Annotated in this window: 21 protein-coding genes; 14 read left to right on the top strand and 7 right to left on the bottom strand. The window is 69.9% G+C overall.

Translation table 11 applies throughout. The annotated features are described in order from the left end of the window. The first annotated feature begins 1 nt into the window (after position 1). Positions 2–904: an ABC transporter permease gene (locus tag ABD893_RS04745; protein ID WP_345076404.1), complete on the top strand. Its 903-nt coding sequence runs from the start codon at positions 2–4 to the stop codon at positions 902–904. Continuing rightward, a complete protein-coding gene (locus ABD893_RS04740) occupies positions 901–2,616 on the top strand; it encodes an ATP-binding cassette domain-containing protein (protein ID WP_345076403.1) in 1,716 nt (571 codons plus the stop codon). The genes ABD893_RS04745 and ABD893_RS04740 overlap by 4 nt, the downstream gene beginning before the upstream one ends. Positions 2,617–2,659: 43 nt before the next feature. Here the strand turns inward: ABD893_RS04740 and ABD893_RS04735 are convergent, their stop codons facing one another. Beyond that, positions 2,660–3,793, bottom strand: a complete 1,134-nt coding sequence (locus ABD893_RS04735; protein WP_345076402.1) for a glycosyltransferase family 4 protein — start codon at positions 3,791–3,793, stop codon at positions 2,660–2,662. A 10-nt stretch (positions 3,794–3,803) separates the two neighbouring features. Beyond that, complete coding sequence (locus tag ABD893_RS04730; RefSeq protein WP_345076401.1) at positions 3,804–4,952, bottom strand: NAD-dependent epimerase/dehydratase family protein; 1,149 nt, start codon at positions 4,950–4,952, stop codon at positions 3,804–3,806. 147 nt (positions 4,953–5,099) lie between these two features. On the opposite strand from ABD893_RS04730, the gene folP reads away from it, so the two are divergent. Further along, on the top strand, positions 5,100–6,098 hold the full coding sequence (folP, locus tag ABD893_RS04725) for a dihydropteroate synthase (protein WP_345076400.1): 999 nt from the start codon (positions 5,100–5,102) through the stop codon (positions 6,096–6,098). 73 nt (positions 6,099–6,171) lie between these two features. Here folP and ABD893_RS04720 read toward each other — a convergent pair whose 3' ends face one another. Further along, positions 6,172–6,981 carry a serine hydrolase domain-containing protein gene (locus ABD893_RS04720; protein WP_345076399.1) on the bottom strand — a complete coding sequence of 270 codons (810 nt, stop codon included), beginning with the start codon at positions 6,979–6,981 and terminating at the stop codon, positions 6,172–6,174. After that, complete coding sequence (locus ABD893_RS04715) at positions 6,978–7,814, bottom strand: serine hydrolase domain-containing protein (RefSeq protein ID WP_345076398.1); 837 nt, start codon at positions 7,812–7,814, stop codon at positions 6,978–6,980. Before ABD893_RS04715 ends, ABD893_RS04720 begins: the two co-directional genes overlap by 4 nt. Before the next feature lie 295 nt (positions 7,815–8,109). On the opposite strand from ABD893_RS04715, the gene ABD893_RS04710 reads away from it, so the two are divergent. The 9 genes from ABD893_RS04710 (at position 8,110) to ABD893_RS04670 (ending at position 19,174) form a co-directional block, all read left to right on the top strand. After that, complete coding sequence (locus tag ABD893_RS04710) at positions 8,110–8,853, top strand: L,D-transpeptidase family protein (RefSeq protein WP_345076397.1); 744 nt, start codon at positions 8,110–8,112, stop codon at positions 8,851–8,853. 298 nt (positions 8,854–9,151) lie between these two features. Beyond that, positions 9,152–9,865, top strand: coding sequence for an FHA domain-containing protein (locus ABD893_RS04705; protein WP_345076396.1), 714 nt, complete (start codon positions 9,152–9,154; stop codon positions 9,863–9,865). A gap of 7 nt (positions 9,866–9,872) precedes the next feature. After that, positions 9,873–10,397 (top strand): FHA domain-containing protein FhaB/FipA, encoded by a 525-nt coding sequence (locus tag ABD893_RS04700; protein WP_345076395.1) that lies wholly within the window; start codon positions 9,873–9,875, stop codon positions 10,395–10,397. Then, positions 10,394–11,764, top strand: coding sequence for a PP2C family protein-serine/threonine phosphatase (locus ABD893_RS04695; protein ID WP_345076394.1), 1,371 nt, complete (start codon positions 10,394–10,396; stop codon positions 11,762–11,764). The genes ABD893_RS04700 and ABD893_RS04695 overlap by 4 nt, the downstream gene beginning before the upstream one ends. Further along, entirely contained in the window at positions 11,764–13,167 is a 1,404-nt protein-coding gene (locus tag ABD893_RS04690; RefSeq protein ID WP_345076393.1) for an FtsW/RodA/SpoVE family cell cycle protein, read from the top strand. Before ABD893_RS04695 ends, ABD893_RS04690 begins: the two co-directional genes overlap by 1 nt. After that, positions 13,164–14,609, top strand: a complete 1,446-nt coding sequence (locus ABD893_RS04685; RefSeq protein WP_345076392.1) for a peptidoglycan D,D-transpeptidase FtsI family protein — start codon at positions 13,164–13,166, stop codon at positions 14,607–14,609. The genes ABD893_RS04690 and ABD893_RS04685 overlap by 4 nt, the downstream gene beginning before the upstream one ends. Beyond that, a complete protein-coding gene (locus ABD893_RS04680; protein ID WP_345076391.1) occupies positions 14,606–16,273 on the top strand; it encodes a serine/threonine-protein kinase in 1,668 nt (555 codons plus the stop codon). Before ABD893_RS04685 ends, ABD893_RS04680 begins: the two co-directional genes overlap by 4 nt. Beyond that, entirely contained in the window at positions 16,270–18,486 is a 2,217-nt protein-coding gene (pknB, locus tag ABD893_RS04675; protein WP_345076390.1) for a Stk1 family PASTA domain-containing Ser/Thr kinase, read from the top strand. Before ABD893_RS04680 ends, pknB begins: the two co-directional genes overlap by 4 nt. Beyond that, entirely contained in the window at positions 18,473–19,174 is a 702-nt protein-coding gene (locus tag ABD893_RS04670) for an aminodeoxychorismate/anthranilate synthase component II (RefSeq protein WP_345076389.1), read from the top strand. The genes pknB and ABD893_RS04670 overlap by 14 nt, the downstream gene beginning before the upstream one ends. Positions 19,175–19,255: 81 nt before the next feature. On the opposite strand, the gene ABD893_RS04665 is transcribed toward ABD893_RS04670, so the two are convergent. The 3 genes from ABD893_RS04665 to ABD893_RS04655 are packed head-to-tail and all read right to left on the bottom strand — an operon-like array spanning position 19,256 to position 20,984. Further along, positions 19,256–19,444, bottom strand: coding sequence for a hypothetical protein (locus ABD893_RS04665; RefSeq protein WP_345076388.1), 189 nt, complete (start codon positions 19,442–19,444; stop codon positions 19,256–19,258). After that, positions 19,444–20,310 (bottom strand): class E sortase, encoded by an 867-nt coding sequence (locus tag ABD893_RS04660; protein ID WP_345076387.1) that lies wholly within the window; start codon positions 20,308–20,310, stop codon positions 19,444–19,446. The genes ABD893_RS04665 and ABD893_RS04660 overlap by 1 nt, the downstream gene beginning before the upstream one ends. Continuing rightward, a complete protein-coding gene (locus tag ABD893_RS04655; protein WP_345076386.1) occupies positions 20,307–20,984 on the bottom strand; it encodes a DUF881 domain-containing protein in 678 nt (225 codons plus the stop codon). The genes ABD893_RS04660 and ABD893_RS04655 overlap by 4 nt, the downstream gene beginning before the upstream one ends. A gap of 289 nt (positions 20,985–21,273) precedes the next feature. Here ABD893_RS04655 and ABD893_RS04650 point away from each other — a divergent pair, with 289 nt between their 5' ends. Together ABD893_RS04650 and ABD893_RS04645 are read left to right on the top strand one after the other, a co-directional pair. Then, positions 21,274–21,822, top strand: a complete 549-nt coding sequence (locus tag ABD893_RS04650) for a cell division protein CrgA (RefSeq protein ID WP_345076385.1) — start codon at positions 21,274–21,276, stop codon at positions 21,820–21,822. 148 nt (positions 21,823–21,970) lie between these two features. After that, positions 21,971–22,981, top strand: coding sequence for an LppM family (lipo)protein (locus ABD893_RS04645; protein WP_345076384.1), 1,011 nt, complete (start codon positions 21,971–21,973; stop codon positions 22,979–22,981). The last annotated feature ends 59 nt before the right edge of the window (positions 22,982–23,040 follow it).

Here is a 23,040-nt window from a genome sequence, read left to right as displayed (position 1 = left end):
CGTGACGAGCATCCACTCCCCGACGGCACCCTCGACACGTCCTGCGCCACCCCGCGCCTCCCGTGGCCCGGCTTCCCGGGCTCGGATCTCCCCCGGTCTGGCCTCTCTCGGCGTCGTCGACATCGCGGCGATGCTGCTGCTGGCGCTGCTGGTCATCGCGGTCCTCGCACCCGCTCTGCTCGCCCCTGGCGACCCGCTCAGCGCTGCGACCGCGCAGGCTCTGGATGGCCCCTCGCTCACCCACTGGCTGGGCACGGACTACCTCGGCCGCGACCTCTACACCCGGATCGTCCACGGGGCGCGGACCTCGCTCAGCGCCTCTGCCGTCGCCGTCGCGGTGGGTCTTGCAGGCGGTCTCGCGCTCGGCATCGTCTCGGGTTACCTGGGCGGCTGGGTCGACGCGGTGGTCAGCCGACTGATCGATGTGCTGCTGTCCGTGCCGGGCCTGCTGCTGTCGATGGTGATCATCGTGGCCCTGGGCTTCGGGGCAATCAATGCCGCGATCGCCGTGGGCATCTCCTCGATCGCGAGCTTCGCCCGGGTGACCCGTGCGGAGGTGCTCACCGTGCGCACCTCCTCCTATGTGGAGGCGGCGCAGCATCAGGGCTCCTCGCGCTCGCGCACCCTGATCCATCACATCCTCCCCAACGCGGTGGGTCCGGTCGCCTCGCTGATCCCGCTGCAGTTCGGCGGTTCGATCGTCTGGATCTCCTCGCTGAGCTTCCTGGGCTTCGGCGCGGTGCCGCCACACCCGGAGTGGGGGCTCCTGGTCGCCGAGGGCCGGCAGTACCTGCTCTCCGCCCCCTGGCTGCTCCTCGCTCCCGGAGCGGTCATCGTCATCACCGTGCTTGCGGCATCCCATCTGCAGGGTGTCCTGGGAAGGATCCGGAGGACCACCGCATGACCACCCACGACCTCGATCTCGATCTCGATCTCACGCTCCCCGCCGCCGTGGCGACTACGGCCACTGCGCGTCCCACGAACGCTGCGCCGTCTGCGGTCACTGCACCGCCCGCGATCTCGGTGGATGCCCTGAGCATCGGCTACTCGAGCGGTGGTCGCATCGTCCCCACGGTCATCGAGGCGTCCTTCGAGGTCCCCACCGGCAGCACCACCGCGCTGGTCGGTGAATCCGGGTCGGGCAAGACCACGATCGCCTCCGCGATCAGCGGCCTGCTCGCGGACAATGCGCGCTGGCTGACCGGCGGCGTCCACCTGCTCGGCCAGGACGTCTCCCGCCTCGGCGAGCGTGGCTGGCAGGCGGTGCGAGGCAGCATCCTGGGTTATGTGCCGCAGGATCCGCTGGGCTCGCTGGACCCGCTGCAGACCGTCGGAGGGCATGTCTCCGAATCGGTGCGCCAGGCCCGCGATGTCCCCGAGCGGGAGGCGCGACGGGTCGCCCGGGAGCTGCTGGAGACCGTGCACATCGCCGATGCGGGGCGGAAGCTCGCGGCATATCCACATGAGCTCTCCGGCGGACAGCTCCAGCGCGTCCTGATCGCCGGCGCCCTCGCCGGGAATCCGAGCGTGCTGGTCGCGGACGAGCCCACCTCAGCCCTCGACGTCACGGTGCAGAAGCGGGTGCTGGACCTCCTCGAGGAGCTGCGCGAGGAGCTGTCCCTGTCGGTCCTGCTGATCACCCATGACCTGTCCCTCGCCGCGGAGCGCAGCGATCGGGTGGTCGTGCTGCAGCACGGCCGCGTCGTCGAACAGGGCGCCTCCGCGCAGGTGGTCGCGAGCCCGTCGGCCCCCTACACGCTGCAGCTGTTCCGTGACGTCCCCGCGATGACGCCGCAGAAGTACGCGACGGCGCGGGCCGCGCTGCAGACTCGGCGGGAGGGCACTGCGAGCGGAGCCGCGGTGCAGGTCACCGCACTGTCGAAGTCTTTCGACGGCGCCCACCGGGTGCTCGAGGACGTCGACGTCACGGTGCGGCGCGGCGAGATCCATGCGCTGGTCGGAGAATCGGGATCCGGGAAAACCACCCTCGCCCGGATCATCGCCGGGCTGACTGCCTTCGACACCGGCACCGTGGAGGTCTCGGGAACGCCGCGGCCGCGCACTCCCGCCGCCGTCAACCCCGATCCGTCCGCGCTCCAGCTGGTGTACCAGAACCCGCTGGCCGCGCTCGATCCGCGCCGCCGCGTGGTCGACCTGGTCGCGGAGCCGCTGCGCATCGGCGGGACCACGAAGGCGGAGTCGCGCACCCGCGCCCAGGCGCTGCTGCGACAGGTCGGGATCTCCGAGGAGGCTGCGGCGAGGCTCATCGGCCGGCTCTCCGGAGGGCAGCGTCAGCGCGTCGCCATCGCCCGGGCGCTGATCCTCTCCCCGTCCACGCTGGTGCTGGATGAGCCCACTTCCGCGCTCGACGTCACCGTGCAGGCGCAGATCATCGATCTGCTCTTCGCGCTGCGCGCCGAGGACCCGGCGCTGACGATGCTGTTCATCTCCCACGACCTGAGCCTGGTGCGACAGATCTCCGATTCGATGACGGTCCTGCAGCGGGGCCGGGTCGTGGACCAGGGCCCCGCCGCGGAGGTGTTCGCCTCGCCCGGCTCTGCGTACACGCGTCAGCTGATCGAGGCGATCCCCCGCGCGCCGGGGGCCAGAGCGTGACCTGAAGTCAGAGCATGTCCCGAAGTCAGAGGGTGACCGAACGTCAGCCGGCGATCCCCGCGGCGTGCTTCTCGATCGCCATCTCGTAGTAGCGCAGCAGGTCATCGGAGGCGTTCTCCCAGGAGAACTTCTCTGCCTCGGCACGGGCAGCCTCGCGGATGCGTCCGCGCAGCTCCCCATCGCCGAGCCGGGCCAGCGCCGCATCCAGGCTCGCCTCGTCGCCGGAGTCGAACAGCAGGCCGTCCAGCCCGTCGGTGACCTGCTCCATCGTCGGCCCCGAGCGGGCAGCGACCACGGGGAGCCCGGAGGCCATCCCCTCGAGGATCACCAGGCCCAGGGTCTCGGTGACCGAGGGGAAGATGAACCCGTCGGCGCTCGCGAAAGCGCTCGCGAGCTCCTCCCCCTCCATGAAGCCGGGGAACAGCGTCGAGGTGCCGGCGAAGAGCTGCTCGAGCTCGCGCCGGTAGGGGCCGTCCCCGACGATCGCGAGCGCCACATCCTGGCGCCGCTCCATCATCGGCCGCAGGGTATGGATCTCCTTCTCGGCGGCGAGCCGGCCCACGAACACCAGCAGCTTCTTCTCCGGGTGCCCCTGGGTGAGGCGCTCCCGCATCTCCGCCGACGCGAAACGGGGATGGAAGGTCTGCGTGTCCACGCCGCGTCGCACCACGTGCAGGTTCTGGATCCCGTGCTCCGCGAGCTCTGCCTTCATCGTCTCGGAGGTGGCGATGTTGACGTCGGCGAGCGCGTGATTGCGCCGGATCTGCCACCACACGGGGCGCTTGCCCCAGCGGTAGGCCCGGTAGAGGTCCAGGTAGCGCGGGATATGCGTGTGATAGCTGGCGACCAGCGGGATCCGCTGACGATGCGCGGCGAAGGCCCCCGAGGAGGCCAGCAGCAGCGGCTGGGCGGCGTGGACCACATCCGGGTGGAACCCCCGGATGATGCCGTCCACGGTGGGGTTCGGCAGCGTGAACCGGCGGTGCTTGTAGAACGGCAGGGTCACGGGCTTGACCCCCACCACCCGCGCACCCCGGTACTCGGTGACCCCGAGGTCCGGGGCGATCACCATGACCTCGTGCCCGAGCTCGGTGAAACGGTCGACGGCGTGGCGGAGCCGGGTCACCACGCCGTCGACCGACGGCAGGAAGGTCTCCGTGACGATCGCGATCTTCACGGGGTGGCGATCACTTCCAGGTCACGGTGGGCATGACCAGCTCACGCTTGACCCGGTCGGTGTTGTTCATCGCGACATTGAGGACCTCGGCGAGGTGCTCGTCGGTCAGCAGGTGCGGCTCCAGGCCCAGCGAGAGCAGGTTGGTGTTGACCGCGTTGTAGTAGTGGTCGTACTTCTCCACGCGCGGGTTCTCGGTGGTCGCGAGCTCGACCTCGTTGCCGAGGCTGGCCGCGACCTTCTGCACCTTCTCGGCCAGCTCCTTGACCGAGAACTGCTCGGTGAACTGGTTGTAGACGCGGAACTCGCCGACGTCCGCGGGGTTCTCGCAGGCGATCTCGATGCAGCGCACAGTGTCCTGGATGTCCAGGTAGCCGCGGGTCTGGGAGCCGTTGCCGTAGACGGTGAGGTCGTGGCCGATGGCCGCCTGCACGATGAAGCGGTTCAGCGCGGTGCCGAAGACGGCGTCGTAGTCGAAGCGGTTGACCAGACGGGGATCCAGGCGGGTCTCGTCGGTCTCCAGACCGTAGACGACGCCCTGGTTCAGATCGGTGGCGCGGATGCCCCAGATCTTGCACGCGAACATGATGTTGTCGCTGTCGTGGACCTTGGTGAGGTGGTAGAACGAGCCGGGCTGCTTGGGGAAGGGCAGGCGATCCTTGCGGCCCTTGTGCTCGACCTCGAGCCAGCCCTCTTCGATGTCGATGTTCGGCTGGCCGTACTCGCCCATGGTGCCGAGCTTGACGAGGTGGCAGTCGGGGGCGAAGTCCTTGATCGCCCACAGCACGTTCAGGGTGCCCTCGATGTTGTTGCGGTGGTTCTCGATCGCGTGCTCGCGGTCGATCATCGAGTACGGCGCGGAGCGGTGCTCGGCGAAGTGCACGAACGACTCCGGCTCGATCTCCTGGAAGATCGACGCGACGGCGTCATAGTCCGTGAGGTCGGCGATCTTCACGGCGATGTCCTTGCCGGAGACCTCCTTCCACACCGCCACCCGCTCCTCGAGCTCGAGGATCGGGGTGACCGAGTTGGAGCCCAGCTCCTCGTCGATCTCGCGGCGCACCAGGTTGTCCACGATGGTGACGTCGTGGCCCTTCTGCGAGAGGTACAGGGCAGTGGGCCAACCGCAGAATCCATCTCCACCGGCGACGACGATCTTCATCTCGAGAGTCCTCCATCAGGTCAAAGTCCCGGCGTGCGAAGGACGACGCAGCCGGATTGTGCACTTCTGTGTCCAGGCCTAACGTAGTGCAGGTCGGGCACCGCTCAAAGACGCGGAGACCTGGCCTGAACTGCGGAGGAACAGACCATGAACAACACACTGGACGAGAGCGCGTCACACCGCGCCCCCGTGGTCGATTCCACTGTATCGCCCGCCCCCGAGGGACTGCTGGATGTTCCATCCACCGCCTCAGCGGTCCCTGCACGAGCTTTCTCGGCGTCGCACCCCATCGCTCCCCGGCCGTTGCCGGACACCACCCGACGGGTGCTGGTGATGGGCATCGTGAACCGCACCCGCGACTCCTTCTTCGACGAGGGCCGCACCTGGGCGCTCGAGGCCGCGGTGGCCGCCGGTCTCGACGCCGCCCGCGCCGGGGCGGATCTGATCGACGTGGGCGGGGTGAAGTTCGCCCCCGGCGAGCCGGTGCCGGCCGAGGAGGAGATCGAGCGGGTGGTCCCGGTGATCGCTGCGCTGCGCAGCGAGCTGCCCGCGCTTGTGCTGCTGTCGGTCGACACCTTCCATGCTGCCGTGGCCAGGGCCGCGGTCGAGGCTGGGGCGGACCTCATCAACGACACCACCGGGCTCTCGGATCCGCTGATGGCGGCGACGGTCGCCGAGATCGGAGCCTCACTGGTGATCACTCATTCGGCGGCGCAGCCCCGTCGGCCGCTCCCCCAGCCGCAGTACGAGGATGTGGTCTCCGAAGTGCGGGACTTCCTCGCCGCTCGCAGGGTTCGGGCTCTCGAGGCGGGGGTCCCGCGGGAGCGGATCGTGCTGGATCCGGGACCGGACCTGAACAAGAACACCCTGCAGACCCTCGAGATGCTGCGCGGCTTCGAGCAGTACGCCGCCCTCGGGATGCCCCTGCTGGCGGCGCTGTCGCGCAAGGACTTCGTCGGCGAGGCGCTCGGCCTGCCCAAGGAGGACCGTCTGGAGGGCTCGCTCGCGGCGGCGGCATGGACCGTCCGCCACGGGGCGCGCATCCTGCGGGTCCATGACGTGCAGGCCACGGTGCGCCTGGTGCGGATGCTCGAGGTGCTCGCCGGCTGGCGCGACCCGGCCGGACCGCTGGTCCACAACGCCTGAGCACGGGCGCCCGAGCGGGCTGGCCGCGCAGGGCTGCCCAGCTGGGGAGTCTGCCGGCGAATCAGCGGGCGATTCAGCGGGCGAAGTCTTCGAGCACCGCGTCGGCCAGGCGCGGCATCAGCTCGCGGTGGGCGTCGCAGAAGTCGTGGGAGGTGCCCACCACCAGCGCGAGCCCGGCGACCGGGTCCACCCAGAAGGCGGTGCCGCGCATGCCGAAGTGGCCCACGGTGCTCGCGCTGTTGCGGGCGCCGGTCCAGTGGGGGGACTTGGCGCCCCGCACCTCGAGGCCGAGCCCGAAGGGGTTCGGGCTCTGCTTGCCGAAGCCGGGCATGATGCCCACCAGCTCGGGGAACTGCACGCCCGTGTACTCGGCGAACCAGCGCGGCTCGAGCAGGGTGGGCTGGAGCAGCTCGGCGGCGAAGAGCGCGAGATCGGTGAGGGAGCCATGGGCGCCGACGGAGGCTGAGCCGCTCCAGTGCAGGGATTCCATGCCGAGCGGCCCGGCGATGCGCTCCTGGATCCAGTCTCCGTACTCCCGGCCGAGCGCCCGTTCGATGTGCCGGGCCGCCTCGTCGATGCCGTAGTTGGAGTAGTGGCGGCGCAGGCCGGGGGCCTGCAGCGTGCTCTCGGATTCGTAGAAGTAGCCCGAGGCGTGGGCGAGCAGGTGGCGGAGCGTTGCGCCGGGCGGGCCTGCCGAGTCCTCGAGGTCCACATATCCCGCCTGCAGCGCCAGGGCGGCGCCGCAGCCGGTGAGCGTCTTGGTGACCGAGCGCCAGGGGCGCTGCAGCTGGACATCCCCCCGGCGCTCCCGCTCCCCCTCTCGGCCGAGCACGATCGCCGCCGCCTCGAAGCCGAAGTCGTCGAGCAGATCCAGTGCGCTCATCGCGCAGTCCCGCCCCCGTTGCCCCAGCGCTCAAGGACCTGGTCGGTGAGGCCGGGCCAGATCCGCACGTGCTCCGGCCCGAACGGCTGCGCGCCGAGGAAGGCCGCGGTGAGCCCGGCGGCCGGGTCCACCCAGAGGAAGGAGCCGGACTGGCCGAAGTGTCCGAAGGTCTCCGGGGAGGAGTGCGCTCCGGTCCAGTGCGGATCCTTCGCCCCCCGGATCTCGAAGCCCAATCCCCAGTCATTGGGCTTCTGCCGCCCGTAGCCGGGGAGGATCCCTGCGAGCCCGGGGAACTGGACAGTCGTCGCTTCGCGCCAGAGGCCCTCGGGGATCAGGGTGGGGGCCAGCAGCTCCCGGCCCACGGCCAGCAGGTCGCGGATCGAACCGCGATAGCCGGCGGCCGGCGAGCCGGCGACCTCGAGGTCGGTGAGGTCGAGCCCGGCGATGACGGTCTGCTCCATCCAGTCGGCGTAGTCGTAGCCGGTGGCGTCCTCGAGGTGCGCGGCGAGCACCTCGAAGCCGGTGTTGGAGTAGATGCGGCGAGCGCCGACCGCGCCGACGGTCTCGTCCCCGTCGAAGGCGTACCCGGCGGTGTGGGCGAGCAGATGTCGCACGGTCGCGCCTTCGGGCCCGGCGGGCTCGTCGAGGTCGACGAGGCCGCGGTCCACGGCGATCAGGGCGCCCAGCGCGGCGAGGGGCTTGGACACGCTCGCGAGGTCCCAGATCTGCGCGTCATCGCCCTGGAGATGCAGGGTGTGCTCGGTGTCGGACACCCCCAGCGCATGCGCGAAGTCGATGTCGACGGGGATCTCGGGCGGGGTCTCAGTCTCCACACGCTCCAATATGGCACATCCGCTGCGGTCCCTCCGGAGGACCCTGCACCACCACTCCCGACAGATGTCCATAAATCCCTGGACGCCAACCTCCTGCCGTCACACATTCGTGACATGTCCGCTATGTCGCCCTCACCAGGGGTGTCGCGCACTACCCATCAGAAACGTTGCAACCTGGCTGTTTTTACTCTTGTTTACCTTCTCTTGACTCATGCATGATGGTCCCGATCGCTCAAGCACGAGCATCCCGGAGCCACGGTGCACCGCACCGCCGGTACCTGCATGAGGGGGAAGAATGACCTATCTGGAGATCACCCGAAGACCCGAACGGCCCGTTCAGCCACTGCTGCCCATCGCTGCGCCGTCCCGCCGCACCCTGCTGCTCGGGGTGGGCACGCTGGGCGCCGGTCTGGCATGGGGCACCGGCGCCGCGACAGCGGCCCCGCCCACGCTCCGCAGGGGCAACCGGGGGTCGGCTGTCCGCTCGCTGCAGCAGAACCTGGCGAACCTCAAGTACTGGCTCGGAGCCGTCGACGGCTCCTTCGGCCATATGACCCAGCAGTCCGTGTTCGCCCTGCAGAAGGCCGCGGGCCTGGTGGCGGACGGCGTCGTGGGCCCCAAGACGTACTCCGCGATCTCGCGCGGTGTCCAGCCCGCCCGCAGGATCACCGGCGGGGTCGGCTTCGAGGTGGACCTGAGGAAGCAGCTCCTCATCGCCACCCAGGGAAACATCCATTACGCCTTCAACACCTCGACCGGCAGCGGTGACCGCTACTACTCGGGTGGCCGCTGGAAGACGGCGACCACTCCCAAGGGTGACTTCCGGATGTATTCGCTCTACAGCAGCGGGTGGCAGAGCGGCCCGCTGGGCAACCTCTACCGCCCCGGGTACTACGACCGCGGCTGGGCGATCCACGGATCGAACTCGATCCCGTCCTACCCGGCTTCCCACGGCTGCTGCCGCCTCTCCGTCGGGGCGACCAACATGCTGTGGAGGTGGGACTGGTTCGTCAAGGGGACCCGGGTGCTCATCTACTGAGGCGCCGGACCGCTGACGGATCGCCCGGACCGGACCGCGGGGTGGCCGCAGGGGAGACGCTGGACCGGCCTCGAGATCAGCAGCAGGGCCAGCTTGAGAGGGGGCGGCACAGTCGCCCCCTCTCCTTCTGGGCCCACCTCTTCACGAGCCCTGCACGATTTCCTTGCCGCTCCCCCGCCCGGCGGCCCCAGCCTGGACCTGCTCTCGCGATACGATCTGGTGGCGAGCAGCCTCTTCGACCCACCGAGTCGAGCGGCGCTCGCGGACCTGTCGGCCACTGCGAGAGCGAAGGACCATCGTGGGGATCTTGGATCGGATCGAGCGCGGCCTCGACCGCGGCGTGACGAGCGTCTTCTCGCCCGGCCGCGGCCAGCTGAAGCCGCTCGACCTGGCGCAGGGGCTCAAGCGCGAGTGCGATGACCAGATCCAGGTGCTCGACCGCACCCGGACCCTCGCCCCCAACGTCTACACGATCTACCTGCACTCCCAGGACTACGACCGCTTCGACTCCTGGCAGGACACCCTGCTCGACGAACTGCAGCGGGTGCTCACCGAACATGCCGATAAGCAGCGCTATATGTTCGTCGGCGGAGTCTCGATCGAACTCGCCAGCGATGACGAGGTGCGCACCGGCCGGTTCGAGACCGAGTCCCGCACCGAGCGCGGCAGCGTGGCCCCGGCCACCGGCGCTGCGCAGGCGGGGGCTGGCGGCAGCCCGATCATCGAGATCGATGGGCAGCAGTACCTGCTGACCGGTCCGGTCACGGTGATCGGTCGCGGCGGCGACGCGGACATCATCCTCGAGGACACCGGGGTCTCCCGCCATCACCTCGAACTGCGGGTCGAGGCGGATTCGGCCCTGATCGCCACCGATCTGGGGTCCACCAACGGCACCTTCGTCGACGGCGAGCGAATCCGCACGCCCGTCGCCCTGCATGACCGCTCGCTGCTGAAGATCGGCCGCACCCGCCTGACCGTGCTGCTCCCCGCTGCCGGCTCGGTCGGCTGGTGAACGCCCTATGAGCGAACTGACCCTGGTCGCCCTGCGCCTGGGCTTCGTGCTGGCGCTGTGGATCTTCGTGATCGTGGTGGTGCTGGTGCTGCGCAACGACCTCTTCGGCACCACCGTGGTCACCCGCTCGAGCCGGGATCCGCGGCGCGAGCAGCGCCCCGCCTCCGGGCCGATCGGCGGCGCCGCCTCCGAAGCGGGCAGCCCGCCCCAGCTGCGTACAGACCCCGAGGTCACCCAGGCGGCGATGGTCGTCACCGCCGGCCCCCTGCGCGGCACCTCGCTGACGCTGGGTTCCACCCCGATCCTCATCGGGCGCGCCCCGGAATGCACCCTGGTGGTGGATGACGACTACGCCTCCAACCGCCACGCCCGCGTCTTCCAGCGCGAGGGCGAGTGGATGGTGGAGGATCTGGGCTCCACCAACGGCACCCTGGTGTCCGGCCGCCGGATCGAGGGCGCCGTGCCCTTCCGGCCCGGGGCCCAGGTACGGATCGGCCGCACCGAGATCGAACTGAGACGAGGACCGCGATGAGCATCGCCCTGCGGTACGCCGCCCGCTCCGACGTAGGCCTCGTGCGGTCCAACAACCAGGACTCCGCCTATGCCGGCAGCCACCTGCTGGTGGTGGCCGACGGGATGGGCGGCCACGCCGGCGGCGACGTCGCCTCATCCGTCGCGATCGGCCGGCTCGCCCAGCTGGACTCCGAGACCCCTGCCTCCGACATCGTGGCCACTCTCGAGGAGAGCGTGCTCGCGGCCAATCAGGAGATCCTGCGGCGCGCCCGGGATGAGCCCCAGCTGCGCGGCCTCGGCACCACCATCACCGCTCTGCTGCGTGCGGAGGGCAAGTTCGCCCTCGCCCACATCGGCGACTCCCGCGCCTACCTGCTGCGCGGGGACGAGACCACCCAGATCACCAAGGACCACACCTTCGTGCAGCGCCTGCTGGATGAGGGCCGGCTGACCGAGGACGAGGCCGAGCGCCATCCGCAGAGGTCCGTGCTGATGCGGGTGCTCGGCGATGTGGATGCCGACCCTGAGCTGGACCTCTCGCTGCGCCCCGCCCATCCGGGCGACCGCTGGATGCTCTGCTCCGACGGACTCTCCGGCCTGGTCTCGCTGGGCACCATCGACGCGACCCTCAAGGAGATCGAGGATCCCGGGGAGTGCGCCGAGGAGCTGATCCAGCTCGCGCTGAAGGGCGGCGGCCCCGACAACATCACCTGCATCATCGCCGACGTGGTCGATCTCGACACCCTCGCCCGCGGCGTCGAGGCCCCCTCCACCAGCCCGCAGATCGTGGGCTCCGCGGCCCGCAACCGCCATGCCCCGACGACGGCCTCCGGGCCCGCCGCGAAGGCCGCGGCCCTGACCCGGGAAGAGCCCGAAGTCCCCTACGAGGACGAGGACTTCTCCGCGGAGGAGCCGCCGCGACGCAGCCCCTGGCCGGCGCTGGTGGCCCTGATGCTGCTGATCGCCCTGCTGGGCGGGCTGCTCTGGGCGGGCTACGCCTGGTCGCAGCGCCAGTTCTATGTCGGCACCGATGGCACCCGGGTGGTCCTCTATCAGGGGATCTCGCAGGACCTGGGGCCGATCTCGCTGTCCGATCCGGTCGAGGTCACCGATATCGAGCTCGAGGACCTGCCCGAGGTGACCCGGCAGCAGGTGGAGAGCACGATCAATGCCTCCGACCGTCCCTCCGCCGACCAGATCATCGATCGGCTCGAGCAGGCCGCCCTCGCGAACCAGCCGCCTCCCGCCGTCTCCCCCGCGCCGTCCGACGCCGGTGGCGCCTCGGACGCCGGCGGCCTCGAAGAGGACGCCGCCGGGGATATGGAGCCCCTGCCCTCCCGTGCGGACCGCACGATCCCGCCCCCCGATGAGGGCGAGGCGACGTAGTGGCCACGATCGTCTCGTACACCGCTCGTCCGCGTCGCCTCACCCAGGGCCTGCTGCTGCTCTTCGCGGTGGTCATCGGGGTGGGCGCCTACGCGCTGGTGGGCCTCGGCCGCTATGACGCGCTGCCCGAGAACCTCCTCCAGGTGGGGATCGGCGCGGCCGTGATCGCGCTCGCCCTGCAGATCGCCGTGATGTGGCGGGTGCCCTATGCCGACCCCGTGATCCTGCCGATCGTGGTGCTGCTGAACCTGCTGGGCATCGCGATGATCGAGAGCATCCACGCAGCGAACCAGATCTACGGGATCCGCAGCTCGGGCAGCGCGGGCCGGCAGATGCTGTGGGCGGTGCTCGGCGCAGCGCTCTGCATCACCGTGCTGGTGGTGCTGCGGGATCACCGGCGGCTGCGCCGCTATACCTGGATCAGCGCCGTGGTCGGCGCTGTGCTGTTGCTGCTGCCGCTCGTTCCGGTGATCGGCTCGGCCCGCAACGGCTCGAAGATCTGGATCTCGATCGCCGGCTACAGCTTCCAGCCCGCAGAGCTCGCCAAGATCGCCTTCGCGATCTTCTTCGCCGGCTACCTGGTCTCCCGCCGCGACACCCTCGCGCTCGCGGGGCCGAAGGTGCTGGGCATTCAGCTGCCCCGCTGGTCCGATTTCGGACCGATCCTGGTGGCCTGGGGCTTCGCCATGGCGGTGCTGGTGTTCCAGACCGACCTGGGCACCTCGCTGATGTTCTTCGGCCTGTTCGTGGTGATGCTGTACGTGGCCACGGACCGGCTCAGCTGGCTGGTGATCGGGGCGGTGATGTTCCTGCCCCCCGCGATCTTCGCCGCGACCCAGATGAGTCATGTGCGCACCCGCATCACCTGCTGGCTGGACCCCCTCTCGAGCGCGAACTACTCCTCCTGCGAGCAGATCAGCCAGGGCCTGTTCGGCCTCGCCAACGGCGGGCTGACCGGTGCCGGGCTCGGGGAGGGCCGTCCGGATGTAGTGCCTCATGCGGAGTCGGACTTCATCTTCGCCTCCTTCGCGGAGGAGCTCGGCATGGTCGGCGCCTTCGCCCTGCTGCTGCTCTACCTGCTGCTCGTGCAGCGCGCGATCCGCGCCGCCGTCGGCATCTCCGATGGGTTCGGGACCCTGCTGGCCGGCGGGCTCGGCTTCGTGATGGCCCTGCAGGTGTTCGTCGTCGTCGGCGGCGTCACCCGGGTGATCCCGCTGACCGGCCTGACCCTGCCCTTCCTCGCCGCCGGCGGCAGCTCGCTGGTGTGCAACTGGATCATCGCCGGGATCCTGATGCGGCTGTCCGATGCGGCCCGTCGGCCCGCCGCCCGGCAGATCGAGGGCGCCACCGCGCCACCGCCCCCGCGCGCAGGCCAGCGCGCAGGTCAGGAGGTGAGCGCATGAACAAGCCGCTGCGCCACGTCTGGCTGGTGACCGGGGTGCTGTTCATCCTGCTGTTCACCTCGACCACCTATTTCCAGGTGGTCGCCCAGGGACGGCTCAACGCCCATGGCCAGAACGACCGGACCGTGTACAACGAGTACGGGCAGCATCGCGGCCCGATCGTGGTGGATGGCACCGCCATCGCGAGCTCCCGGGAGTCCGGGGACACCTATGGCTACCTCCGCGGCTACGACCCCGGCCAGATGTATGCCCCGGTGACCGGCTACTACTCGGTGGTCTATGGCTTCACCGGGATCGAGCGCTCGCTGAACGACACCCTCTCGGGAGAGGCCGACGCACTGTTCTATCACCGCATCTCCGCGATCCTCTCGGGCCGTCAGGGGCAGGGCGCGACCGTCGAGCTCACCCTCGATGCCGCTGCCCAGGAGGCTGCCTGGAACGCGCTGGACGGGCGCCGCGGATCCGTGGTCGCACTGGACCCGGAGACCGGCGCGGTGCTCGCGATGGTCTCCGCCCCGAGCTACGACCCGAACCTGCTCGCCTCGCATGACACCGCTGCGGTGAGCCGCGCCTGGACCGAGCTGAACGAGGACCCCGAGCGGCCGCTGACCAACCGCGCGATCGGCGGTGACCTCTATCCGCCGGGTTCCGCGTTCAAGCTGGTGGTCGCCGCTGCGGCGCTCGAGTCCGGGCAGTACACGGCCGAGACCGAGATCCCAGGCCCCGGCACCTATCAGCTGCCGAACTCCTCGGCGGTGATGAACAACCGCGCCTCCGGGGGCACCGAGCCGTGCGGCCCGGACGACGTCTCCACCCTGGCCGACGCATTGCGCCAGTCCTGCAACACCTCCTTCGCGATGCTCGGGCAGGAGGTCGGCGACGAGCAGCTGCGCGAGACCGCCGCCGGCTTCGGCTTCGGGCAGCGACTCGAGATCCCGCTGTCGGTCACCCCGTCGACGATCGGCGAGGACCTGGATCCGGCGCAGCTGGCCACCACCTCGATCGGGCAGTACGAGACCCGGGTGACGCCGCTGCAGATGGCGATGGTCGCCGGGGCCTTCGCGAACGATGGCGTGGTGATGGAGCCGCAGCTGGTGCAGTCGGTGCGCACCAGTGATCTCTCGAGCGTCGCCGAGCTGAGCCCGAAGGAGCTGGGCCAGCCCCTCACTGCCGCGAATGCCGCGCAGATGCGGCAGATGATGGTGGGGGTGGTCGAGGACGGCACGGGGTCAGCCGCCGCGATCGACGGCGTCGAGGTCGGCGGCAAGACCGGCACCGCGGAGTGGGGCGAGGATCGTGACCCCCATTCCTGGTATGTGGGATATGGACAGCAGGGAGACCAGAAGATCGCCGTGGCGGTCCTGGTCGAGGAGGGCGGATACGGCTCGCGCACTGCGGCGCCGATCGCCAAGGACGTGATGGAGGCGGTGATCCAGCCATGAGGACCACACCAGGGCTCGTGCTCGAAGGACGCTACGAACTGACGTCGCTGATCGCCACCGGCGGGATGGGACAGGTCTGGAAGGGGCGCGACCAGGAGCTCGACCGCGAGGTCGCGATCAAGGTGCTGCGCGAGGAGTATGCGGGGGACGAGGGCTTCCTCAAGCGCTTCCGTGCCGAGGCCCGTCATACCGCCGCGCTCTCGCATGACGGCATCGCTGCGCTCTACGACTATGGCGAGCTCGATGGCCGCGCCTATATCGTGATGGAGCTCTGCCCGGGCAGGCCGCTGTCGGACATCATCGAGGAGAATCCCGGCGGGCTGCCGGAGAAGCGCGTCATCACCCTGCTCATCGAGCTCTCGCGGGCGCTGGACGCCGCCCACTCCAAGGGTGTGGTGCACCGGGACGTGAAGCCGGAGAACATCCTGGTGGACGAGAAGAACGACTGGTCCATGAAGATCACCGACTTCGGCATCGCGCGCAGCAAGGACCAGGCGCGGCTGACGAAGACCGGGCTGGTGATGGGCACCGCCCAGTACCTCTCCCCCGAGCAGGCGATGGGCAAGCAGGCCACCTCGCTCTCGGACATCTACGCGCTGGGCATCGTGGGCTACGAGATGCTCGTGGGCCGCCGCCCCTTCACCGGCTCCAGCCAGGTCGAGATCGCGATGGCGCAGGTCAAGCAGCAGCCCCCGGAGCTGCCCGAGGTGATCTCCGCAGATCTGCGGCGCCTGGTGATGATGATGCTGGCCAAGGCTCCCGCGAACCGTCCCCGCTCGGCGGCGGCAGTCGCGCGCATCCTCGAAGCGATCCAGCGCGGGGTCGAGCCGCGCTTCAGCACCGGTGCGATTCCGGTGACCCGGGTCGAGGATCACGACTGGACCGGGGAGAATCGGATCCGGCGCCGTGGCGGCGCCGACAGCGCTGGCGCCGAGCGCGACAGCTCCTCCGCGAGCTCGCCGTCCACAGGCTCGCCGTCGGCCGACAGCCCCCGCCACGGGGCCTCGCCCACCGGGACCCGTACCGCCGCGATGCCGCTGCCGCTCTCCGGCCGCGGCCGCGGGATCCGTCACCGCTCCGCCGCCTCGGGACCCTCCGCGATGTCCGCCGCCTCGGCGAGCTCCGCACCGCGGCGGTCCGTCCTCTCGGCCCGCTCGGCGCTGTCACCGGCTCCTGCTCCCCGCTCCGCGCGGGACTCGGCGGCTGCTGAACGGTCCTCGCAGCCCGCGGGAACCACCGGCCAGGGGCCGCACGGCGCGGGATCGAAGGGGCAGGGTGCGAACAGCACCGGCTCGAACGGCACGAACGGTCCGGAGCGTGCCTTCGGGGTCGGCGCCTTCGACGACGTGGACACCGCCGCGTCGTCCCGCACGGTCCACGGCACCTCCACCACCGGGCGGAAGGTCGCCGGCATGTCCCTGCCCGGGTTCGTCCTGCTGCTGCTGGTGGTCGTCGCGATCATCGCTGCGGTGCTGGGTGGGCTGGGGCTGCTGCCCTTCCCTGCCGCAGGCGGCGGAACCGGCATGGGGAACGGTATCGAGGCCAGCATCACGGCCTGGGCCGGAGTGGATATGGCTCACGTCGGGGCAGGTGACACCACGTCAGCTACTACCATGGTCGAATCGGTCGGTGTCGACCACGGCACGAGGACGGGTGTGGAGTGAGCGAAGAGAACGTGGTCCTGGGCGGCAGGTACCGCCTGGGCAAGATCCTCGGTACCGGGGGCATGGCCGAGGTGTTCATCGCACAGGACACCCGCCTGCACCGCACGGTGGCCGTCAAAGTGCTGCGCTCCGACCTGGCCCGCGACGCGAACTTCCAGGAACGTTTCCGCCGCGAGGCCCACAGCGCCGCCTCGCTGAACCATCCCTCCATCGTCGCCGTCTACGACACCGGTGAGGAGCAGCAGACCACCATCACCGGGGCCGAGGTCACCATCCCCTACATCGTGATGGAGTACGTGCACGGGGACACCCTGCGCGAGCACATCACGCCCGAGAGCCCGATGGACGCCCATCAGGCCGGCGAGATCATGGCCGCGCTGCTCAGCGCGCTGGAGTACTCGCACCGTGCCGGGATCGTGCATCGGGACATCAAGCCCGGCAACATCATGATCAACGAGGCCGGCGCGGTGAAGGTCATGGACTTCGGGATCGCGCGCGCGATCGCGGATGCGACCAGCGCGATGACCGCGACCCAGGCCGTGATGGGCACCGCCCAGTACCTCTCCCCCGAGCAGGCGCGCGGCCAGCTGGTCGACGCCCGCTCCGATATCTACTCCGCCGCCTGCGTGATGTTCGAGATGATGACCGGGCGCCCGCCCTTCACCGGTGACACCCCGGTCTCGATCGCCTACCAGCACGTGCGCGAGGAGCCGCTGGCTCCGTCGGCCTACAACCCGGCGATCACGCCCGCGCTGGATGCGGTGATCCTCACCGGCCTGGCCAAGGACCGCGAGGAGCGCTACCCCAGTGCGGTCGCCTTCTCCCGCGACATCGCCACCGTCGTCGCGGGCCGCGCCCCGGCCCTGGTCGGCGGCGCGGTGCCGCGCGGCAGCGACGGCGAGGCCACCACCGTGCTGAGCTCGATCGGTGATGCCACCGAGGCGCTGCCCGCGATCGGCGCCGCGGGACTGGGCGCTGCGGGGGCGGGTGCTGCCGGGATGGGCGCCACCGCCGCGATGCAGGCCCAGAACTGGAGCGGAGGCTCCGCGCCGAGCCCTGCCACCGGCCCGCTCGCGCTCCGCACGGCCGACGAGGTCCAGGAGGAGAAGCGCAAGCGGCCCTGGTGGCTGATCATCCTGGTGATCGTGGCCCTGCTGGCGCTGGCGGGTGCCGCGATCGCGATCTTCCAGCCCTTCGGCGAACGCGGTCCCGAAATGGTCGCGGTGCCCGCAGTGGTCGGCGAAACCGAGGAATCTGCCAGCACCATCTTGAGCGATGTCGGCCTCAAGCCCGAGTTCACCACGGTGGAGTCGCAGGACGTCGAGGCCGGGCTGGTCATCGAGTCCACCCCGGCCGAGGGCGACGAGGTCGAGGTCGGTGCGACGATCGCGGTGACCGTCTCCGCCGGGCCCGAATCGGTCACGGTGCCCGACGGCCTCGAGGGCATGACCCGTGACGCTGCACGGGAGGCGCTCGAGGCCGCTGGCCTGACGATGACCGAGGGGGACACGGAGGACGTCCCGCAGAAGCAGGGCACCGTCTCCAGCACCCGCCCGCTGAGCGGCGCCACCGTCGAGAAGGGCTCCGCAGTGGAGGTGCGACTCGCCTCCGGCAACGTCGAGATGCCCGACGTCGAGCGCACGCAGTTCGACCGGGCCAAGGAGACTCTCGAGTCCCGCGGCTTCGTGGTGCCCGAGCCCTCGGAGCGAGAGGATGCGGAGGAAGATCCCGGCACCGTGCTCTCGCAGACTCCCGCCGCAGGCAGCGGCCTGGTGCCCTACGGCTCGAGCGTGGACCTCGTGGTCGCCGCGGCGCCCGGACCGGTGACCGTCCCGAACGTTGCCGGACGCACTCTCGCGGAGGCGCAGGCGACGCTTGCCGAAGCCGGCGGCTTCGGCACCGAGCCGGCCACCGAGTTCTCCGCGACCGTGCCGGAGGGCCAGGTGATCCGCACCGAGCCCGGCGCGAACGAGCAGGCCGATCGCGGGGCGACGATCAAGGTCGTCGTCTCCTCGGGCCCCGAGCCGACCCCGGATCCGACCACGCCCCCGCCCACACCCACGGACGAGCCCACCGAGGCTCCCTCGGAGACCCCGAGCACGACGCCGACGGAGGATCCCACCGAGGATCCCGGCGCCGGGGATGACAGCGCACAGGGCACCAACGGGAACGGAAAAGGGAAGGGCAATGGGGGCGGCAATGGAAACGGCTGACCAGAGCACTACAGGCCCTGGGGAGGCTGCCGGCACCACGCCCCGATCCGCCCGGATCCTGGTGGTCGACAACTACGACAGCTTCGTCTACACCATCGTGGGATACCTCGAGCAGATGGGCGCGGAGACGGTCGTGGTGCGCAACGACGAGGTGCCGCTGACCGCCGACGGCGCCGTGGACCTCGGAGGCTTCGACGGTGTGCTCGTCTCCCCCGGTCCCGGCACCCCGACCACCGCCGGGCGCTCGCTCGACGTGATCGGCGCCTGCGCCGCACAGACGGTGCCGATGCTCGGGGTGTGCCTGGGCCATCAGGCGCTCGGACAGTTCTTCGGCGCCACCGTGGACCATGCCCCGCAGCTGATGCACGGTCGCACCAGCGAGCTCACCCATCAGGGCACCAGCGTCTTCGCCGGGGTCCCCTCCCCGATGACCGCGACCCGCTATCACTCCCTCACCGTGGTGCCGGAGACGATCCCTGCCACGCTCGAGGTCACTGCCCGCACGGCCGACGGCATGGTGATGGGCCTGGCTCATCGGGAGCTGCCCCTGCACGGGGTGCAGTTCCACCCCGAGTCGGTGCTCACCGAGAACGGGCATCTGATGCTCGCCCGCTTCCTCGAGCTGTGCGACGGGATCGACGCGGTCGAACGCTCCGCGGGCCTCGAGCCCCTGATGACCGCAGGCTGACGCTCTCTCCCGGCCCCCAGTGGGGCACAGCTCAGGACCGCAGGCTGATGCTCTTTCCCGGGCTCCCTGGTGGGGCGCAGCTCAGGAGAGCAGGCTGCCGGTCCCGGGTTGCAGCGCGCCGACCAGCCCGTCGTTGAAGGGCATGAAGGGCGCGATCGCCGGGAACACCCAGCCGAACAGCGCCACGATGACCACTGCCAGCAGCACCACGGTGAGCAGGATCCTCGCCCACAGCGGCCCGGGCAGATGACGGAACAGCCAGCCGTACATCAGTTCTCCTCCTCAAGGATCGCGGGCACGCTGTCGGGCGCTGCCGCTTCCACTGCCAGCCCGCCGTCGGCTGCCCCTTCGTCGGATGTCCGTGCACCGGATGCCCCTGTATCGGCTGCACCCTGATCAGACGCTCCGCCGTCGGAGCCCTCAGCCCCGGCCGCGAGGGCTTCGGGGATCCCGTCGGCCCGGTCGGTCCAGTACGCGAACTCGGCGTGGACGATGTATCGCTCCCGCGCGGAGTACATCGGATGGCAGGCGGTGAGGGTGAGCATCTGCTGCGTGGGCTCGACCCCGAGCTGCCCGGGCGCCGGGGCGATCACTTCGACGTCCTGCGGCTGCACGATCAGCGACTCGGTCACCTCATACACATAGAAGGCGTCACCGGTCTCGACCACGATCGCGTTCCCGGCCTCGAGGCGGGCGATGTCCTCGAAGACTCGGCCGTAGGTGTTGCGGTGGCCGGCCACCGAGAAGTTGCCCACCTCTCCCGGCAGGGCGGTCTCCGGATAGTGCCCGGCGCCCTTGACGTTCAGCACCTCCTCGAGGCTCACACCCTCGGCGAGGGGGAACGCCGGGCGGTCGAAGGCGGGCACATGCATCTTGCCCCAGACCATGGTGTCCGCAGGGGTCTCGACCACTGGCGGGGGTCCGTCCTGCCGGGGCGCGATCTGCTCGGCGTCGACCTCACCCCACTCCTGCTCGAGGCCGTCGATGATGCCGGCCTGCTCACGATCGGCGACCACATCGGTCCACCACAGCTGCCAGACCAGGAACAGCAGCAGCAGCACGCCGATGGTGAGGAGCAGCTCGCCGAGGATGCCGATGAGGCCTCCGCCGCGCCGCCGTCGATGGGAGGGGGTCATCGAATCACCTTCGCGTCGACGGTCAGGGAGCCCTGGAAGGCGGGCAGGGTGGTGTCCTCGAGGTCCTCGACCTTCTCGCCCAGGCCCACGTGGTCCACCCATTCGCGGTACACCTGGACGCCCGACGCCTCATCCAGCGCGGCGGTCATCTCGTCCACCGGGCCGATCACGGTGATCACGAACGGCGGGGAGTACACCCTGCCCTCGAGCAGGAGGGTGTTCCCGGCGCAGCGGAAGGCGCTGCCGTTGATCACCCGCTGGTCCTGCAGCATCATCGCTTCTGCCCCGCCTGCCCAGAGGGCGTTGATATAGGACTCGAGGTCCTGCTGGTGGACGACGAGGTCGTTGGGCTCGGTGCCGGGGATCGAGCCCAGTGCGCTGTTCGGAGCATCTGTGAGGGTCACCTGGAGGCCGGGGCCGCTGACCTCGCTGAGGCCGACGGCGTCGGACATCTGCGCGGTGCGGTCAACGGTCTCCGCACCGGCGCTGCGACCACGCAGCTGTTCGATCTCGGCACGTTTCTCGGAATTCTCCTGCGCGAGCTGCTCGATATCTCGACCGCGCTCCTGGAGCACCCCGACCACGTCGCTGCTCTCGTCACGGATGGATCCACCTCCGGAGAGCCGTGCAGTGGTGGCGAACAGGACCCCGCACAGCACCATCACCACGGCCACGCCGACTCGACCTCGGGCACCTCCCCAGAGCCGCTGGGAAGGCTTCTCGGACGGACGCTCGGAGCGAGGCTCGGACGGCCGCACAGAGGGTCGCACAGAGGGTCGCACAGAGGGTCGCTCGGAAGGCTGCTCGGAGGGTCGCTCAGAGACAGGGTCCACACCGTCTGCGTCCATCACCCCTCCTCGCTTCGCACCCTCGCCCGACGAGCATTACCCTAGGCCAAGGTTCGCACCTGTGGACCTGCGCGGCACGCCCGCGAACATCGCCGCCTCGAGGGAGCACTGTCACATGGCCAGGAGCAGGAAGAAGTCGTCCGCTCAGACGACGTCGAACTCGAAGGCCGAGGCCGCCTCGAAGTCTCCCGCGCCCGCTGCGGAGGATCTCATCGCCTCCCCTGCCGATGAGGCGACGACGAGCGCGAAGGATTCTGCCACCCTGGACACCACGGCCAAGGGCGCGGCACCCTCAGGACGCTCCGCGAAGGACCCGGTCGCGAAGAGGTCGAAGGGGCCCAAGGCCTCCGGCGGCAAGGATCCCGTCACGACCAAGGGCGGCGAAGTCACCGAGAAGGCCAAGGACTCCACCCGTTCCACCTCGGTGAAGAAGGCCGCTGCCGCGGAGAGCTCTCGCAGCACCGGCCGCCGAGTCGCCATGGCGACCCAGAACCCCGCCTGGCTTGCTCCCACTGCGGTGGTGTTCTTGATCCTGGGCCTGCTCTACCTGGTCACCTACTACATCTCCGCAGGTCAGCTCCCGCTGCCGATCGGCGACTGGAACCTCGCGGTGGGCTTCGGTGTGCTGATGGTCGGCGGCGGCATGCTGATGTTCTGGAAGTAGTCGCTGGCTCTGGAAGCAGTCACCGACTGACCGGCGTGATGGGGAGTTCTCCCCACTGCGCACCCGCCCCTGCCCGGGTACTCTGATCGCGACGAGCACTGCCATGGACGCCGTGCACTGATCCAGCGATCCACCCGATGGGGGCCCCATGACCAGCAGCATCTCGATACGGCGCAGAATCGTCTCCGTCCTCCTCCTGCCGTTCCTCATGGTCCTCGCCGGGTGCGGGAAGATCCACGCGGATTTCGACATCCAGGATGCCGACACCATCAACGTCACCTTCGACTTCGCGATGGACGAGGAGTTCGCCGCCGGCCTCTACAGCTCCGCCAAGGAGCTGTGCTCCGAGATGGAGGGTGAGCTGTCGGTGGTCGGGGAGCTGGCTCCCTCCGTCGAGCCCTATGAGGAGAACGGTCAGCTCGGCTGCCTCGTCACGGGCGTCATGACCAGTGACAACTTCGGGGACGGCTTCTCCCTCACCGAGGCAGACGGCGAATACCACCTGGTGATCGACGGCAGCGGCAGCATCGGGCAGGACCTCGGCGCTCCCGAGCTGGCGGGCATCGATCTCGACTTCCGGATGACCTTCACCTTCCCCGGCGAGATCATCGAGTCCCAGGGCGGCACGGTCGACGGCAGCTCGGTCACCTTCACGGACCTGAACGAGGTGGCGGCGGGAGTCGACATCCGTGCCGACGCCGGCGGGTTCCCCTGGGTGATCGTCATCATCGTGGTGCTCGTGCTCGGATTCTTCCTCCTCCTGCTGCTGGCAGCAGTCGCCTTCTTCGTGATCCGTGCGCGCAAGAACAAGGGCGGCGGCACCGGCGGCTCCGGGATGCCTGGCGGCTATGGGGCAGCAGTGCCCGGCGCCGCGTCCGGCGCGATGCCTCCGGCAGCACCACAGGGCAGCCAGCAGTGGGGCCAGCAGTGGGGCCAGGGGTCACCTCCCCCGTCCCCGCAGCAGCCGGGCGGGCAGCAGTGGGGCCAGATGTCCCCGCCTCCGGCTCCGCAGGGTGGTCAGCAGGGTGGCCCCCAGTGGGGTCAGCAGGGCGGTCCGCAGAATCAGGGCGGCCAGCAGTGGGGTCAGCCAGATCAGGGTCAGCCTGGGCCGAATCAGCCCGGCCAGGGTCAGCAGCCTCCGCAGAATCCCGGGTGGTGATTTCACCGAGATGAGCCGTCCGGGAGCCGTGTGAGCAGGGTCATGGCTCCCGGATTGGC

Source organism: Brachybacterium paraconglomeratum, assembly GCF_039541415.1.
GTDB lineage: Bacteria > Actinomycetota > Actinomycetes > Actinomycetales > Dermabacteraceae > Brachybacterium > Brachybacterium paraconglomeratum_A.
Note: the sequence above shows the minus strand (reverse complement) of the source record. Positions and strands in the feature narration are given on the sequence as shown.

Excerpts from the sequence above, each read along its gene's own strand:
- folP (WP_345076400.1), top strand. The coding sequence starts at position 5,100 with ATGAACAACACACTGGACGAGAGCGCGTCACACCGCGCCCCCGTGGTC.
- ABD893_RS04670 (WP_345076389.1), top strand. The coding sequence starts at position 18,473 with ATGGAAACGGCTGACCAGAGCACTACAGGCCCTGGGGAGGCTGCCGGC.
- ABD893_RS04685 (WP_345076392.1), top strand. The coding sequence starts at position 13,164 with ATGAACAAGCCGCTGCGCCACGTCTGGCTGGTGACCGGGGTGCTGTTC.
- ABD893_RS04730 (WP_345076401.1), bottom strand. The coding sequence starts at position 4,952 with ATGAAGATCGTCGTCGCCGGTGGAGATGGATTCTGCGGTTGGCCCACT.
- ABD893_RS04680 (WP_345076391.1), top strand. The coding sequence starts at position 14,606 with ATGAGGACCACACCAGGGCTCGTGCTCGAAGGACGCTACGAACTGACG.
- ABD893_RS04645 (WP_345076384.1), top strand. The coding sequence starts at position 21,971 with ATGACCAGCAGCATCTCGATACGGCGCAGAATCGTCTCCGTCCTCCTC.
- ABD893_RS04660 (WP_345076387.1), bottom strand. The coding sequence starts at position 20,310 with ATGACCCCCTCCCATCGACGGCGGCGCGGCGGAGGCCTCATCGGCATC.
- ABD893_RS04665 (WP_345076388.1), bottom strand. The coding sequence starts at position 19,444 with ATGTACGGCTGGCTGTTCCGTCATCTGCCCGGGCCGCTGTGGGCGAGG.
- ABD893_RS04740 (WP_345076403.1), top strand. The coding sequence starts at position 901 with ATGACCACCCACGACCTCGATCTCGATCTCGATCTCACGCTCCCCGCC.
- ABD893_RS04695 (WP_345076394.1), top strand. The coding sequence starts at position 10,394 with ATGAGCATCGCCCTGCGGTACGCCGCCCGCTCCGACGTAGGCCTCGTG.
- ABD893_RS04720 (WP_345076399.1), bottom strand. The coding sequence starts at position 6,981 with ATGAGCGCACTGGATCTGCTCGACGACTTCGGCTTCGAGGCGGCGGCG.
- ABD893_RS04710 (WP_345076397.1), top strand. The coding sequence starts at position 8,110 with ATGACCTATCTGGAGATCACCCGAAGACCCGAACGGCCCGTTCAGCCA.
- ABD893_RS04700 (WP_345076395.1), top strand. The coding sequence starts at position 9,873 with ATGAGCGAACTGACCCTGGTCGCCCTGCGCCTGGGCTTCGTGCTGGCG.
- ABD893_RS04650 (WP_345076385.1), top strand. The coding sequence starts at position 21,274 with ATGGCCAGGAGCAGGAAGAAGTCGTCCGCTCAGACGACGTCGAACTCG.